A 16489-nucleotide genomic window follows, 5' to 3' on the forward strand; every position below is an offset into this window, starting at 1 on the left:
GCAAGGGTTCATGCCAAACTGCGATTTACAACCTACAACCTAGCATCCTTGCGGGAGCATTTCTTATTTATTATTAGCACTAAATTATTTTACACTTTCACTCAACTGCTGGTGCTTTTTCAACAACTCTGTTGTTAAAGGCTCGGCAAAAATCTTGCTGTTGGTAGCCCTATTTTCTTCTTCTACGCTTTCTCCATCATAAAGGACTACAGGATAATCTTTTATGATGTCGGCACGGGAATTTTCAATTATACACTTTGCAATCTCCATAGCAAAAGGATTTGTTTTCTTTCCTTTGTTAATTACGGCAACACTTTCTGTAAGGGCAAAGTTTCCTTCTTTAGGATCAATAAAATCAATTGGAAGCCCCTTCTTTTTGTCACGAACTGCCTGATGTCTAAGCCCAAAGCCTACTGCAACTTCTCCACTACGAATTTTCTTGATTGGACCTGAGCCACTCAATTCAAGATGAGGCCCTGCATTATTGTAGATTTTCTTAAGAACATCAGAAGTTCCAGCTTCACCATATTCACTGATTAAAGCCTGAACCATAAGCCATGCAGTTGTACTTCCCATAGGGTCAACAACACTTACAAGCCCGTTGTATTCCATGTTTCCGATATCTTTAATAGATGTCGGTACAGGCAGAGTATTCTTAGCAACAAGCTCAGAGTTATAGATTACAGCCCCCTGAATGGCAAGAAGAGGTGTGTAAAAATCTGGAGTTACACTTACCTGCTTTCTTTCAAACGTCAAAGGAAGGAACATGTCGTTCATTGTCTGGGCACTTTCAATGTAGAAAGAACTCATTGTTATTACATCAGCTTCAATATCGCTTCCTTCAGCAAAAAGCTTGCCTCCAAGTTCACTTGTTCCGAATGACTGGAAAATATATTTTCCTTCATATCCATTGCCGTCCAAGGCTTTCTTTACAGATACTACAGCTTCATCATCAGCATTGGAATAGATTACAATCTGCTTGTTTCCAGAATCTTTTGAACAGGCAGAAAAGAAAAACAATGCAGCCGCACAAATTCCCAAAATCTTTTTCATAAAAAACTCCTATTTATTGTTTAACTTTATATTAACAATTCCCTTTACACTTTTCAGTATTAAATTTGTAAAAAGAATGTAAATTGACAGAATGAATATTTCATTGAATTTTGCAAAATGCTGAAGCTCCTGAATCTTGGTAGTGATGACCATTGTCTTTGCTCCTGCAATGAATACAATGGCGCTGACAGTGACCATACCGTTGATGAAAAGATATACAAAAATTTCAAGCAACGTAGGTAAAGCATTTGGTGTAATGATTCTTACCACTGTTTTAATCCAGTTATCACCAAGAACGGCTGCTGTTGTTTCCCAACTAGCATTCATCTTTTCCAAAGCACCCTTCATCATCAAAAATGGGGTTGCAAAAAAGTGAATGAGATTACAGGCAACAATGATGATCAATGTGTTGTGGATTGGTGTTTTTCTGAAAGTCAAAAGAAAAGCAATACCTAAAACCATTCCAGGAATCGCATTGGATACCTGAGCTATGGCCACCAGAGTCTTTGTTCCATGTAGTTTATTTTTATTTCTTTCACAGCAAAGTGCAGAAGCAAAGACAAGACCTGTTCCAAAAACTGCCGTCAAAAGACTAATTACAAGAGAATTTGCAAAAACTCTATTCAAGGATTTGTCTCCAAGAACGCTTGTAAAATTATCAAGTGAAAAGCTGGTATCATAAGGCCATGCTTTAACAAAAGGTGAACAGATTACAACTATGAAAATTGAGATGATGGCAAAAACAACAACAAAAGAAACTAAAGAACAAGCAATATCCCTTACAGGATTCGCTTTGATAGCGTCATTGGAAAGCTTGTTGTATCTCACATTGAATCTCTGAAGATAGTTCAAGAGAAGAATGCTGAAAATGGATGGAACTAGCATGAACAGTGCAATGACAGCACCTTGATGAAAGTCAGGAAGACTTCCAAGCATGGTATTGTAAAGCATTGTAGAAATAACTGTATAGCGTCCTCCTATGGAAGCAGGAATTCCAAAGTCAGTAAAGGCAAGAAAAAAACTTTGTACAACAGAAACTGCGATTGTACCAGCAAGAGGACCCAAAATGGCAGTAAAGAAAGTTTTTATAGAATTGTCTCCCATTACACGGCACACCACAATGAACCTGCGGTCAATATATTCCATAGTATTTTTTATCAAGGTAAAACTGATGGGAAATGTATATACTACATAACCGAATATCAAACCATAAAAACCGTAGAAATCAAAAAACTGAAAACCAAGAATTTTTGTAAGAAGACCATTTTTTCCAAAAGAATAAATGATGGCAAAACCGTATGTAATGGTCGGAAGCAACATCGGAAATACGGCAAGAGTTCTGAATGTCTTCTTCAACCAGCTAGGAATGTTTGTAAAGGTTACAGTATATGCCATTACAAAAGCAAACACAGTGGTTATGACGGAACTGATTATGCTCACCTTGCAACTGTTAAAAAAAGCGGACCAAATTTTTCCACCAGAAAAGACAGCGTTGAAATTTACAAAAGAAAATGAATGCCTGTACTCAAATGCATTTTTCAATAATGTAAATGCAGGCCATGCAATAAAGATGCAGAAAAAAATCAAAACTGAATAGAAAACAGTCCTAACCTGTTTATTCTGAATTCTTGAGATCATTGATACCACCTTTTATTGCCTTTCAAAAAGCTTGTAGATGTTGTTCTTTTTTATGTTCAACTGCTTCAGGATGAAATCACTGACAAATTCGCTGGCAGGATTCTTAATGATCTCATCGGGACTTGCAAACTGTTCTACATGGCCTTTATTTATGATCAGAACCTTATCACTGATGGTAAGGGCTTCTTCTGGGTCATGGGTAACAATAATAGTAGTAAGCTTAAAGTCATTTGCAATCTTTACGATTTTTTCCTTGATTGATTCCTTGATTACACCGTCAAGAGCAGACAATGGCTCATCCAAAAGCAGAATCTGAGGTTTCATTACAAGGGTTCTTGCAAGAGCTACACGCTGCTTCTGACCACCAGAAAGCATGTCTATTTTTTTGTTGAGATGTTCACGAAGATCAAGAAGATCAATGAGGGATTCTACTTCTTCATCTGTCGAACGGTCAGGATAATTCTTCAATCCATACCTGATGTTTTTTATGGCATTCATGTTTGGGAAAAGAGCATAATCCTGAAAAACAATGTTAAAATTTCTTCTCTCCATAGGAACATTTGTGATATCGTTCTCGTTGAATACAATCTTTCCTTCTTCTGGCTTTATGAGACCAAGAATAAGGTTTAGCAAAGTTGTTTTTCCACTGCCAGAAGAACCAAGGATTGAAACAATTTCACCGTCACTGATGGAAAGACTGATATCATCAAGGATCTTCACTCCATCAAAGGACTTGCAGATTTTTTCAAGTTTAAGCATATTTTCTCCCTATAAAAGCTCACGCCATATTTTACGAATCATAAGTTGAATCGACAGCTTTAAGTTCATTGAAAGTATCAATTTCAATATAGTCGTCAAAACTGCATTTTCGAACCACAAGATTAAAATCATCCTTGCAGTAATTAAGTGGTACAGTATCCCAATATCGTTCTTTTCCGCCCGGAGCTTCATAAACCTTCTTAAGACATTCAGACAGTTTTTTGCCGTCATTTTTTGTCCAATAAGAAATTCCAACCATCTGGCAGGAATCAAGTCCACCAACCTGAACACCAGTAATTCTGTCTTTATCCATTGTAAAGCACCAGTCATCGGTTCTGTCGCATGGAACACCGCAGTAATTGGACTGATACTGATATTTTGTAATCAGGTTAGGATTTTTAAGGATGATATCAGACTCAAGGATGTAGGCGTTTTCAAGGAAATATCTTGCGCATATAAGAGATGCAATATTGTTTCCTTCATTGTACGCAGGATTTTCCAGAAATTTGATGTTGGGATATTTGTAAAGAAGCTGATCAAACTGTTCGCTTAAATAACCGCGGACGATAATGATTTCTTCTATGCCTGCCCTTACAACAGCATCAAGCAAGGTGTCTATGATTCTTGTTCCCTGAACCCTGATCAACGGCTTAGGTGTATTCAAAGTAATCGGCACAAGTCTGCTTCCGAAACCAGCGGCAACAAAAACCGCACGCTGAACTCTATAAGGCTCTAAAGCTTCTATTCCCTTAAGGGTGATTTTTTTATCCTGAACAAAACCGTTTTCCGTTAGATCTGCCATTATGGAATTTACAGTTCCGACAGAATACCCCGTACGGTTTGAAAGTTCCCTCTGAGAAAGATTTGCTTTTTCCGCTTCCAAAATGGAAAGCACATCAAATTCTTTTTTTGTAATCATAGTCCTTTCTGTTCAAAAATATAATAAAAACCAATTTTTTGAAAAAAATTGAATATTTTGTAACCTAAAACTTGATTATTTTGTTCAATAAGTATACATTTTTAACAACTTTTGAACAAGAGCAAAATTTTTTAGGGGGTAATTAAAATATATGGCTAAAACAGTATACCTTGGTCTTACAGGAGACATCATCCATCCAGGAATCATCAACATCATCAATGAGGGCGCAAAGCTTGGAGAACTTACAGTAGGTCTTTTGACAGATGCTGCCATCGTAAGCCACAAAAGGCTTCCATACCTTACATACGACCAGCGCAAGAATGTTATTGAAAACATTAAGGGAGTTGCAAAAGTTGTTCCTCAGGAAGAATGGAGCTATGTTCCTAACTTAAAAAAGATTAAACCTGACTATATCATTCATGGCGATGACTGGAAGACAAACTACCTTAACCACATCCGCGACGAAGTATTTGAAGCTATGAAGGAATGGGGAGGACAGGTTGTTGAAATTCCATACACACAGGGAATCAACTCTACAGCCCTTGCCGACAATGCAAAGTCAATCGGTACAACGCCAGATATCCGCCGTGCTACACTCCGCCGCCTGATAGCAGCAAAACCTATCGTCAGGATCATGGAAGCACACTCGGGACTAAGTGGACTCATCGTTGAGAACACAGAAGTCATGAAAGACGATGGTCTCCATACATTTGACGGAATGTGGTCTTCTTCTTTGACAGACTCTACATCAAAAGGAAAACCTGACATTGAAGCAGTTGACCTTACTACCCGTCTTCAGTCTTTGACTGATATTCTTGAATGTACAACAAAACCTATCATCTATGATGGAGACACAGGCGGAATTCCAGAGCACTTTGTATTTACAGTTCGCACCCTTGAACGCAACGGTGTTTCTGCAGTTATCGTTGAAGACAAGAAAGGACTCAAAAAGAATTCACTTTTTGGAACAGAAGCAAAACAGGTTCTTGCTACAGAGGAAGAATTCTGTGAAAAGATTTCAGCTGGAAAGAAAGCTCAGGTAACAAAGGACTTCATGATCATTGCCCGCATTGAAGAAATCATTGCAGGCTACAGTGTAGATGAAGCAATCACAAAGGCTTTTGCCGCTGTTCGTGCTGGTGCAGACGGTGTTATGATTCATTCCAAGGACAAGAGCGGTGAAGACATCAAGGAGTTCTGCCAGAAGTTCCGTGCAGAATACAAAAACATTCCTATTGTTCTCGTTCCAACAACCTACAATCAGTTTACGGAAGATGAACTTGCTTCATGGGGCGCAAACGTAATCATCTATGCAAACCACATGCTCCGCGCAAGCTACCCTGCAATGCAGAAGTGCGCAGAAGAAATTCTTAAAGCTGAACGTTCCCTCGAAGTCAACGATATCTGCATGCCTATCAAGCAGATTCTTGAACTTATACCTGGTACTAAATAAATCAGGAAGCACAAATTATAAATGGAGGAAAACACAATTACCATAATTATGAATTAATAATTGTGAATTGTTAATTAAAATGATTTCACCAAAATATTTTTATGACAGTTTAATTGCAAACGGAACAGATTTTTTTGCTGGAGTTCCTGATTCACTTCTTAAAAATTTCTGTGCATACATTACAGACAATGCTCCTGCAGACAAGCATATCATCAGTGCCAACGAAGGAAGTGCCACTGCCCTTGCAACTGGATATCACTTTGCAACAGGCAAGATTCCAATGATATACATGCAGAATTCTGGCGAAGGAAACATGATAAATCCTTTGCTTTCCATCGTAGATTCAGATGTCTATTCAGTTCCAATGATGATCATGATTGGTTGGCGCGGAGAACCTGGCGTACATGATGAACCTCAGCATGTTAAGCAGGGAAAAGTAACCTGCGATCTTCTTGATGCAATGAAGATTCCATATTCTGTTCTTGGTGCAGACAACTGCAACAAATGTCTGGACAAGGCTCTCGCAAAAGCTTATGAATACATCAAGGCTAACAATGCACCTTATGCCCTTGTCATCAAGAAAGGAACTTTTGAAGAGTATGTTCTTAAGAACAATGTCTCCGTTGAAGCTGACATGAGCCGTGAAGAAGCAATAGAAAAGATCATGCTCAGTGCTCCAGAAACAGCTGCTTTTGTTTCAACGACAGGAATGGCTAGCCGCGAACTTTATGAACTTCGCGACAAGCATAATCAGGGACACAACAAAGACTTCCTTACTGTTGGTGGAATGGGACATGCTTCCCAGATTGCACTTTCCATTGCAATGCAGAAAAAAGACCGTACGATTTACTGCATAGACGGTGATGGTGCTTCAATCATGCAGATGGGAGGAATGGCAACTATCGGAACACGCAATCCATCAAACATGATTCACATTGTCCTTAACAACGGCGCACATGACAGCGTTGGTGGACAGCCTACAGTAGGCCGCCAGATAGATCTCTGTGGCATTGCAAAGGCTTGTGGATATACAAATGTAGTAAAAGCTTCTACAAAAGAAGAACTTGATGCTATCCTTAAGGACCGCAAAACTTTTGATGAACTTACCTTTGTTGAAGTTCTTGTCCGCAAGGGTGCAAGGAAAGATCTTGGTCGTCCAAAGACAACACCTGTTCAGAATAAGCAGGCTATGATGGAATTTTTAAAATAATCAGGAGTGAACAACATGATTAAACAGGCAGTAATTGTAGCAGGCGGTCTTGGCTCACGTTTTGGAGACAGAACAAAACTCATGCCAAAAGGCTTTATTGAAATTGACGGCGTCCCAATGGTTGAACGCTCAGTACAGAAGCTCATTGCAAGCGGCATCGAAGAAATCATCATCGGAACAGGTCACTGCTCTGAATATTACGATGAACTTGCAAAAAAATACCACATCATCAAGACTGTACGCAACGACAACTATGAAAATACATCTTCCATGGGAACTCTTGAAGTCTGTGTTCCATACATCAAGGGAGACTTTCTTCTTCTTGAAAGCGATTTGATTTACGATGCAGTAGGACTTAAAGTTCTTCACAATGAAACCTTGAAGAATGTAATTCTTGCCAGCGGAAAATCAAACAGCCACGATGAAGTTTACCTCAAGACAAATGAAGATGGCATTCTCTGTGACGTTTCAAAAAACAAGGAACAGATTGGAGAGCCTGCAGGTGAACTCGTTGGCATCACAAAGATCAGTCTTGACTGCCTCAACAAGATGATGGCTTACTATAAATCAAGCCCAGACCTGATTAAGCTTGACTATGAATCAGCACTCAAGCAGGTTTCCATCGAAGGTGAACCTGTATATGTGCACAAGATTGAATACTATGCATGGACAGAAATCGATGATGAATCCATGCTTGACCGCGCATTAAATGAAATCTGGCCTCGCATAAAGGAAAACGAAAGTCTTAACAACATTCGTCGCGAAGTTCTTTTGAACCCAGGTCCATCAACAACAACTGACAGCGTTAAATACGCACAGGTTGTTTCTGACATCTGCCCTCGTGAACTTGAATTCGGAAACCTTATGGAACAGATTGCAGAAGACCTTACGGCATTTGTTGCAGATCCAAAGGAATATACAACCGTAATGTTTGGCTGTTCAGGAACAGGTGCAGATGAAGCTATGGTAAGCTCATGTATTCCGCCAGACGGAAAGCTTCTTGTAATCGACAACGGTTCTTACGGTGCTCGCCTTGCAAATATTGCATCGGTTTACAATATTAAAATGGATGTCTTCAAGTCTTCAACTTATGAGCCAATCGACATAAAAGCTGTTGAAGAGCAGATGAAAAAAGACAAGTACACAACCTTTGCCATGGTTCATCATGAAACAACAACAGGTCTTTTGAATCCTGTCGCTGAACTCTGTGGTCTTGCACATAAATACGGAATGACAACAATCGTTGATACAGTTTCATCTTACGGCGGAATGCCTATTGACCTTGCAAAAATGAACATTGACTTTGCAACATGTACTTCAAACAAGCATATTGGCGGTATGGCTGGAATCGGTTTCGTAGTCTGCAAAAAATCAGAACTTCTCAAGCAGGAAGGTTGGCCAATGAGAAACTACTACCTTAACCTTCTTGACCAGTACAAGTATTTCCAGGAAACAAAGCAGACCCGCTTTACACCTCCTGTTCAGACACTTTATGCATTGCGCCAGGCAATTACAGAAACAAAGGTTGAAACAATAGAAAAGCGCTATGCACGCTTTACTGCATGCTGGGAAATTCTTGTTTCAGCCCTTGATAAAATCGGACTTAAGATGCTTGTTGACCGTAAAAATCAAAGTCACTTCATTACAGCAATCCTTATTCCTGAGACAGACAAGTACAACTTCAACCAGCTCCATGACTATGCACGCAGCTTTGGTTTTACAATCTATCCAGGAAAGCTTGGAAACATCGATACATTCCGCATTGCAAACATGGGAGACATTCTTCCTGAAGAAATGGCAGAATTTACAGGTGTTCTTGCTGACTACATGCACTCAATTGGTGTATGCTAGGAGATATGAATAGAATACTTATTAACGGAAATTTTCTTTGCAGGAATCTTACGGGAATTGAACGCTTTGCCTTTGAAATCTGCAGACAACTTGACGCTTTGTTGGATTCAGAAGCAGATGTTTCAATTCTAGTTCCAAAAAATGCACGAACAGTTCCAGAATATAAGAACATAAAGCTCATCCATTCCCCTAAGGAAATCCACGGGTTTCCTTTCTGGGATATGGGAATTTTTGCAAAGGCCTGCAAGAAAACAAAGTCTACAGGCCTGAACTTTTCTAACACTGCCCCACTTGGAAAACTCTGCGGTCTTTCGTTCATTCACGATGTTTATGCAAAGGATTTTCCAAATGACTTTAACACATTCAAAGACAAACTCGTAAAATTGTATTGTAGGATTTCCTATTGGAACATTGCACACAACGCAAAAAAAGTACTTACGGTTTCTGAATTCAGCAAAGGAAGGATACAGCACTGGTACAAAACCCCAAGTGAAAAAATTGCTGTCATACCAAATGGCTGGGATCATTTTTTGGATATAAAATCAAACGAAGAAATCTTTGATAAATTTCCTTTACTAAAAGAAAAAGAATTTTTCTTTACACTCGGTTCCCTTCAAAAAAGGAAAAACCTTAAATGGATTCTTGAATATGCAAAATCCCATCCGGAAGATTTGTTTGCAGTTTCAGGAAAAACAATTTCCGGCATGCACAGCGAAGAGATCGGAGATTTAAGCCAGCTTAAAAATGTTATTCTGCTTGGATATGTTTCCGATGAAGAAGTAAAAGCCCTCATGGAGAAATGCAAGGCTTTTGTATTCCCAACCTATTATGAAGGATTCGGTATTCCACCTCTGGAAGCCCTGGCCGCAGGTGCAAAAATCATAGTTTCAAATGTAGCATCCCTCCCTGAAATTTATGGGGACTCTGCAGTATACATAAATCCTCAGGACACCAATGTAGAGTTAAATGATCTCATAAAAAAAGACTGCTCTTCCTCAGAAGAAGTGTTAAAAAAATATACCTACAGAAATTCAGCCCTAGAATTACTAAAAATATTAATTTCCAATTAGTTTTCTCTTTTAAAATACAAATCATTTTATTGGTTAATAACAAAAAATACCCGTAAGCAGGTTCCATCATGAAAAAAAATCTGCACAAGCGCAGCGCGGAAGCCTTTTTTTCATGACGGATTCTGCTGAAAGGGTATTTTATTTTTTAGTAATTTGCTAAAATGATTTGTATGAAAGTTGCTATTGTACACGACTGGCTTGTTAACTACGGCGGTGCTGAAAGAGTCGTTGAGCAGATGCTCAAGATTTATCCTGATGCTGATATCTTTACCCTTGTATACGATGAGAAAAAAATGGGAAAGATCTTTCCAAAAGATAAAGTACACACTTCCTTTGTTCAGAAAATACCAAAGGCAACAAGACTTTACACTAAATTTCTTTCGCTAATGCCAAAAGCATTTGAAAGCTTTGACCTTACTTCCTACGACATTGTCATTGCAAGTTCTTCAAGCTGTGCTAAAGGAGTCATCACTTCTCCAAACACAGCCTTTGTTGCATACATCCACTCTCCTATGCGTTATGCCTGGGACCTTTATTTCGATTATTTCAAGCGTTCAGGAAAAATCACAAGATTCTTCATGAAGCGCCAGATGCCTGCAATCAGACAGTGGGATTTTCTTTCTAGCCAAAGGATCAATACACTGATCGCAAATTCTTCTTACATAAAGAAACGCATAAAGAAATTCTGGAACAGGGACTCAAAAGTAATCTTTCCACCCGTTGATGTAGACAGGCTTTCTCCAAATAATTTGCCTCCAGAGGATTTCTATGTTGTCTTCAGCCGTTTTGTAAGTTACAAAAGGGTTGATCTTGCAATTAAGGCTTGTGGCCAGCTTGGAAAGAAACTTGTTGTAATTGGCAGCGGAAGTCAGGAAGCAGAACTAAAATCTCTTGCTGCTAAATACAAAAATGCAGACATCAAGTTTACAGGCAGAATAAGTGATACAGAAGTAAAAGAATACCTTCAGAAATGCCGTGCTATGATTTTCAGTGCAGAGGAAGATTTTGGCATCATTCCTGTTGAGTGTCAGGCATGCGGGCGTCCTGTTATCGCATTCGGTAAAGGTGGTGCTCTTGAAACCGTAGTAGAAAATTCCACAGGTTTATTCTTTGCAGAACAGACGGAAGAATCAGTAATAGAAGCCATCGTTAGGTTTGAAGAACTTGAAAAGAAAGGCACCTTTAAAACAAGCGAAATTGTTGACCATGCGAAAAAGTTCAGTGCAGAAAGATTCAGGAAAGAACTTCAGGCTGTAATAGACGAAACACTCAAGGAAGTAAAATAAAAATGAAAATTGCAGTAGACATGCGCATGAGCGGTAAAAGCGGCATCGGAACCTTTCTTGATGAACTTATTCCTTTCTTTAAGGAAAGCAACCATGAATTTTATTTTTCAAAGCCTGCAATAAAACCATTCACTGTAAAGGAAATGTTTTTTTTCCCAAGGGATGAACTTGAAAAGATAAATTCCTGCGATGTTTATTTTACACCTTATTGCAATATTCCCTGTGGAATCAAAATTCCCGTATACTCAACCATCCATGATGTAGTTTTTCTTGATATAAAGGATCTTGCTGGTACAGCAGGAACACTTGCGCGCAAATACTTTTACAGACGCGCCGTAAATAAATCTAAAGCTGTTTTCACAGTATCTGAATTCAGCAGAGAAAGAATCATCGCCAACCTAAACTGCAGAAAGCCTATCCATGTAGTCCACAACGGAATTCCTTCCTACTATGACAATGTGGCTCCTTGCACAAAAAAAGAAAATTACATGATTTTTATCGGAAACATAAAGAAGCACAAGGGACTTTCAATTCTTCTTGAAGCATTTGAAATGCTCCTGCAATCACGTCCTGACATAAAGCTTATGATCGTAGGAAACAATGAAAACTTCCGATCTCAAGATAATTCCATCTATTCCAGAATTGAAAAAATCAATTTCCATTATAAGGACGCAGTAGTATTTACAGGCTTTATAGAAAATGAAAAGCTCAAGGAACTTCTGTGCAAGGCAAATCTTCTTGTACAGCCTTCCCTCTACGAGGGTTTTGGAATTCCTCCCCTTCAAGCACTTAAATGTGGAACAAACGCTGTAATCTCTGACATAGAAGTCTTTAAGGAAATCTATGGCCAACTTCCTGTTACATTCTTTAAAAGTGGAGACAGCTCGGACCTTAAGGATAAAATCCTCGATTCATGGAACCTTGATTTTAAAACTGATTTCAAAGCGCCTTACAGCTACAGAAAAACTGCAGAAACTATCATCGACGTTCTTGAAAAATGCTAGAAATATAATTGAAATAAACTTAAATACAAGGCATATTTTCCATAAAAAACTTCTTAAATAGACAAATTCCTGCATATCGATTAAAATAAAGTTATGTCTAGAAAACCTGATACGCCTTTCGAAAGATCTATTAAAGCTCAATATAAATCAACAAGTTCCTTTATAAGCGGAATAGCCCTTGCTTTCATTGATGCATTTGCATTCATGCTGTCCATCTGCCTTGGTTTCTTCATAATCAATATGATAGACACAAGCTGGATCGACTTCAGTTCATTTATTAAATATGCCATCTTCATGCCTGGCATTTTTGCGGTTTTCTATGCAGCAGGTCTTTACCCAGGAATTCTTCTTGCACCAGAAGAGGAAGTAAAAAGGTTTTCAATGAGTGCTTTTTTCTCCCTCATGGGAGAAGCTTTTGCACTCATGACAATAAAATCGACCAGGGATTTCATACCAATTGCCGCAGCACTTATCATTGCATGGCCCTTCTCGACAATCCTTCTTCCTTTGGGAAGAGAATTCGGAAGGCGCATCTTCAGCCGTTTTAAATGGTGGGGAGTTCCTGCAGTGATATACAGTAAAGGAACTCAGGCATACGACATTGTTGACCGTCTGACAAAAAGAAAGCATCTTGGGTACAGACCTGTTTTGATAATAACTGATACACCGTTCCATGACGAAACCTACAACGGAATTGAAATCCGCGAAAGAACTCCAGAAACTGTCGCATCCATTGACAAGCTTAGAATCAAGGTCGCAATCATCTGCGGATATGACAGAAGTCTGGAATTCATCCAGGCAAATTACCGTTACATCATCAGAGTTCCTAAAAACCAGCTTAACACAAACATGTCCCTCCACATGAAGGATTTTGGTGGCATTCTTGGATTCTCATCGACAAACTACCTCACAAAATCAGGAGCTGTATTTGTCAAAAGATTCATAGATATTTTCCTATGCTTTATAGCAGCACCTGTCGTGCTTCCGATAGTTGGCATCATAGCGCTCGTCATCAAATTGACTTCTCCTGGTCCAGTTTTCTACGGTCACAAACGAGTGGGAAAAGACCACAAGGTATTCAAATGCTGGAAATTCCGATCCATGTGCATCGATGCGGAAGAACGGCTTAAGGACATACTTGCAAATGACCCTGTGCGTGCCGCTGAATGGGAAAAAGATAGAAAATTTACAGACGATCCTCGTATTACTAAATTTGGTAAAATTCTCCGCAAAACTTCACTTGATGAACTTCCACAGCTTTGGAATATCTTTACAGGACAGATGTCTTTTGTCGGTCCTCGGCCTGTCACGGAGCCTGAACTTGCAAAGTACAAGCAATTTTCAGAATATGTCCTTTCTGTTAAACCCGGTTTAAGCGGTATGTGGCAGATTTCAGGACGCAGTGATACAGGTTACGAGGAAAGAATCAACCTTGACACCTACTACATCCAGAACTGGTCCATTTGGCTTGACCTTTGGATCATCATCAAGACAGTTGGTGTAGTCATCGTCGGCAAGGGAGCCTACTAATTGTCTCACCGAAAATTAATATTCGAAATTCTCCTTCTTTCAGCTTCCTTTGCCTTTTCTGAAACTTTTTGTCTTTCTGACATAAGGTTCAATTCCCTTGGAAAGACAAAGCCGCAGTATCTACTACAGACTGTTCCTCCTTTACAAAGGAATCATTTTTTTGAAACTAAAGAAGAACTCGAAGAATACCTGAAACAGATAAACCAGAATCTTGAGAACACAAGACTGCTTGAAAATATCTCCTATGCATATGAAATCACCGCTATGGACGACGACATAGCTTTTGTGGAAGCAGAATACACCTTTGAAGATTCAACAAGCCTTCTGATTTTTCCAAAGCCAAGTCTGGACAGCAATAAGGGTGCAGAACTTGAAATCGCCCTAAAAGACACCAATTTTCTAGGACTTGCAAGTCCTCTTAAGGCTGGACTGACCTTTGAATTCGGAGACAAGGATGAACCTGATCGATATTCAAAATTTACACCAGGCTTCAACATAGCCTACGATTACCCTTTCCATGCAGGAAAAACAAAGAACCATTGGGACAATCTTCTTGACTTCAGATGGTGCACGGAAAAGTCCATGCCAAATTTCATCTACAGCACAGGAATCACCATTGGAGTTCCATTAGGTACAGACAATCAGCATGAATTGGATTTTACTGCAAGACAGTCCATCGTACGAAACACGGACTATTCAAAATACGATGATGAATTCTATTTCATTGAATATGGTGAAGTTGCCCTTCCTCTTACCGTTGGAAGCATAGGACTTTCTACACCAATTACATGGAAACCACTTGCTTCCATTGAAAAAAAATGGGACAAGGATGGCATAGCTGACAGAAACTGTGATTTGCATCAGAGTCCCCTCGTAAAACCTGGCAATGAGATATTCTTTGGCAATGTAGATTGGATCGGCAAGAATAATTTTAGGAATGGATATACAGTCAAATCTGGTGCCTACATGGGATTTGACCTTCATGAAAAAAGCAACGACAAGAGGCTTGTACCCTCTGCTGAAATATATGTTAAGCTTCACAAGGCTTTTGACTACGCAGGCATCAACTGCAATTTTACAGCCCTTCTCGGGAAAAACACCAGGTATGCCGCAGGAACTTTCATAAGAGGAGCCTTGGACAAGGCTTACTTTTCAAAGGGAATTTTTGTCGATGACAACAACTATGCCTTCACAACCAATTCTGCGATAATTTTGAATCTTGAAGCCCCTATCCATGTTTTTACGACCGACTGGGTTTCTTTCTTTGGCAAACATGGTGAAAAACACAGCAGACTTCTTAATGCAATGAATTTTGAACTTCAGGTAGGCCCCTTCATAGACATGGGACTTATCGACAATTGGGGAACAGGAAACACCTTCTCCATAAAGGAAGGAATCTACACTTCAGGAGTCGAAATCCTTGTCTACCCAAAAAAATGGAAGAGCTATGTCCTGAGGGGTTCTCTTGGATTTGACCTTTCAAAGAAACTTTTGGATGGACACAAGGGCTTTGACAGCTCATGGCGAGACGGCAAAGAATGGGAATGCTACATCGGTCTCGGACTACAGTTCTAAGCCTAAAAAGCTACATGTTGATCTTCATTCCATTGACGATGATTTCAGAGGCATAACGTCTCCAATATTCTTCAGGTTCATACTGTGAAAGAATACGAAGTAGATTTCTTGCAAAGACAATTTTTCCATTGGAAGCCGCAGCTTCAGCAAAATTGCAGAAAAGCTTCCATATGTTGTTTTCATTCCCCCATGTTACGATGTCTTCATAACGTTGGCATTTAATGAGCAGATCACCTATTCCATGGAATTCAAAATCATTTATTCTTTGGGAAATAATGTCCTCGAGTTTTGAGACTGCAATGATGCTGGCAAGAGACGAACATTTCAATGTCTTATCTGTTTCACCTACTGTCCTATAAATTTCTGACAAATCAATAAGAGCCTTCAAAGCAAGATCATTGTCGCATCTATATAAAAGAAAGAATTTATCAACAGCATCCTGACTATCCATATCTACAATTCTTTTTAGAGAACGCATGAAAGCATTGTCGCTGTAGTATTCATTGTCCATGACGATAGCCAGAAGATACTTTTCAAAGTCGTCGTATTTACCAAGATCAAATGAAAGAGACGCAAGATCATAAAGAAGATCATACTTTTCCATAGGAACATCAAGGTTTACTGCACAATCGTAGGCTTCCTTCATGTATCTCAAAGCAACTTCAAATTCTCCTTCAAGCCTATAAACCTTGCCAAGAAGATAATCTGCTTCCGTGTAATGGGAATATATTGAAATATAGTCGAAAACTTTTGAGTAGCTGTTGTTGAAATATCCAACACCGAGCTTTTCCGTATGCTGATCTATGATGTCTACAGCATCGTTGAAACCAAGATCCTTAAGCTCTGGAAGAACCCTATCAAGCTCATCACCAGCACGGCGAACTCTTGCTTTTTTCAAAGTGTTTTCAAGCACATAGGTCTGCCATGCAGCATCCTGCTTTCTAATGGTACGAGCTTCTTCTGCATATTCAATTGCCTTGCTATAGTCATTGGATTCATAGGCATTCTGAGCCTTTTTAAATGAACGCCAGGCTTCCTGACCTTTCTGAACCTTGCGAGGAACTGTCTGGCCAGCAACAGAATTTAACGAGAAAAGCAATACTAAAACAAATGCAAAAGACTTGAAAACACGTACTTTCAT

13 protein-coding genes are annotated in these 16489 nt (G+C 39.3%); 8 read left to right on the forward strand and 5 right to left on the reverse strand.

Annotation, left to right across the window (positions count from 1 at the left end; genetic code table 11):
* Window positions 1-84 precede the first annotated feature (84 nt).
* From ACKI39_RS11920 to ACKI39_RS11935, 4 genes are read right to left on the reverse strand one after another with little or no spacing between them, the layout of a single operon-like run.
* On the reverse strand, window positions 85-1053 hold the full coding sequence (locus ACKI39_RS11920; RefSeq protein WP_407400819.1) for an extracellular solute-binding protein: 969 nt from the start codon (window positions 1051-1053) through the stop codon (window positions 85-87).
* Window positions 1054-1062: 9 nt separating this feature from the next.
* Window positions 1063-2691 carry an ABC transporter permease gene (locus ACKI39_RS11925; protein ID WP_407400821.1) on the reverse strand — a complete coding sequence of 543 codons (1629 nt, stop codon included), beginning with the start codon at window positions 2689-2691 and terminating at the stop codon, window positions 1063-1065.
* A gap of 12 nt (window positions 2692-2703) precedes the next feature.
* Window positions 2704-3450 (reverse strand): ABC transporter ATP-binding protein, encoded by a 747-nt coding sequence (locus ACKI39_RS11930; RefSeq protein WP_407400823.1) that lies wholly within the window; start codon window positions 3448-3450, stop codon window positions 2704-2706.
* 31 nt (window positions 3451-3481) lie between these two features.
* A complete protein-coding gene (locus ACKI39_RS11935) occupies window positions 3482-4369 on the reverse strand; it encodes a sugar phosphate nucleotidyltransferase (RefSeq protein WP_407400825.1) in 888 nt (295 codons plus the stop codon).
* A gap of 151 nt (window positions 4370-4520) precedes the next feature.
* Here ACKI39_RS11935 and aepX point away from each other — a divergent pair, with 151 nt between their 5' ends.
* The 8 genes from aepX to ACKI39_RS11975 all read left to right on the forward strand — a co-directional run bounded on the left by aepX (window position 4521) and on the right by ACKI39_RS11975 (window position 15348).
* Window positions 4521-5822, forward strand: a complete 1302-nt coding sequence (gene aepX, locus ACKI39_RS11940) for a phosphoenolpyruvate mutase (RefSeq protein WP_407400827.1) — start codon at window positions 4521-4523, stop codon at window positions 5820-5822.
* Between the two features lie 79 nt (window positions 5823-5901).
* Window positions 5902-7032 carry a phosphonopyruvate decarboxylase gene (aepY, locus tag ACKI39_RS11945; protein WP_407400829.1) on the forward strand — a complete coding sequence of 377 codons (1131 nt, stop codon included), beginning with the start codon at window positions 5902-5904 and terminating at the stop codon, window positions 7030-7032.
* A gap of 15 nt (window positions 7033-7047) precedes the next feature.
* Window positions 7048-8883, forward strand: coding sequence for a 2-aminoethylphosphonate aminotransferase (locus tag ACKI39_RS11950; RefSeq protein WP_407400831.1), 1836 nt, complete (start codon window positions 7048-7050; stop codon window positions 8881-8883).
* A 5-nt stretch (window positions 8884-8888) separates the two neighbouring features.
* Window positions 8889-9953 (forward strand): glycosyltransferase family 4 protein, encoded by a 1065-nt coding sequence (locus ACKI39_RS11955; RefSeq protein ID WP_407400833.1) that lies wholly within the window; start codon window positions 8889-8891, stop codon window positions 9951-9953.
* Between the two features lie 170 nt (window positions 9954-10123).
* Window positions 10124-11239 (forward strand): glycosyltransferase, encoded by a 1116-nt coding sequence (locus ACKI39_RS11960; protein ID WP_407400835.1) that lies wholly within the window; start codon window positions 10124-10126, stop codon window positions 11237-11239.
* A gap of 2 nt (window positions 11240-11241) precedes the next feature.
* On the forward strand, window positions 11242-12243 hold the full coding sequence (locus tag ACKI39_RS11965; RefSeq protein ID WP_407400837.1) for a glycosyltransferase family 4 protein: 1002 nt from the start codon (window positions 11242-11244) through the stop codon (window positions 12241-12243).
* A gap of 93 nt (window positions 12244-12336) precedes the next feature.
* Window positions 12337-13773 carry an undecaprenyl-phosphate galactose phosphotransferase WbaP gene (gene wbaP / locus ACKI39_RS11970; protein ID WP_407400839.1) on the forward strand — a complete coding sequence of 479 codons (1437 nt, stop codon included), beginning with the start codon at window positions 12337-12339 and terminating at the stop codon, window positions 13771-13773.
* A complete protein-coding gene (locus ACKI39_RS11975) occupies window positions 13774-15348 on the forward strand; it encodes a BamA/TamA family outer membrane protein (protein WP_407400841.1) in 1575 nt (524 codons plus the stop codon).
* A 10-nt stretch (window positions 15349-15358) separates the two neighbouring features.
* Here the strand turns inward: ACKI39_RS11975 and ACKI39_RS11980 are convergent, their stop codons facing one another.
* Window positions 15359-16489, reverse strand: coding sequence for a tetratricopeptide repeat protein (locus ACKI39_RS11980; protein ID WP_407400843.1), 1131 nt, complete (start codon window positions 16487-16489; stop codon window positions 15359-15361).

It is taken from the genome of Treponema sp. (genome assembly GCF_045641405.1).
Taxonomy (GTDB): Bacteria; Spirochaetota; Spirochaetia; order Treponematales; family Treponemataceae; genus Treponema_D.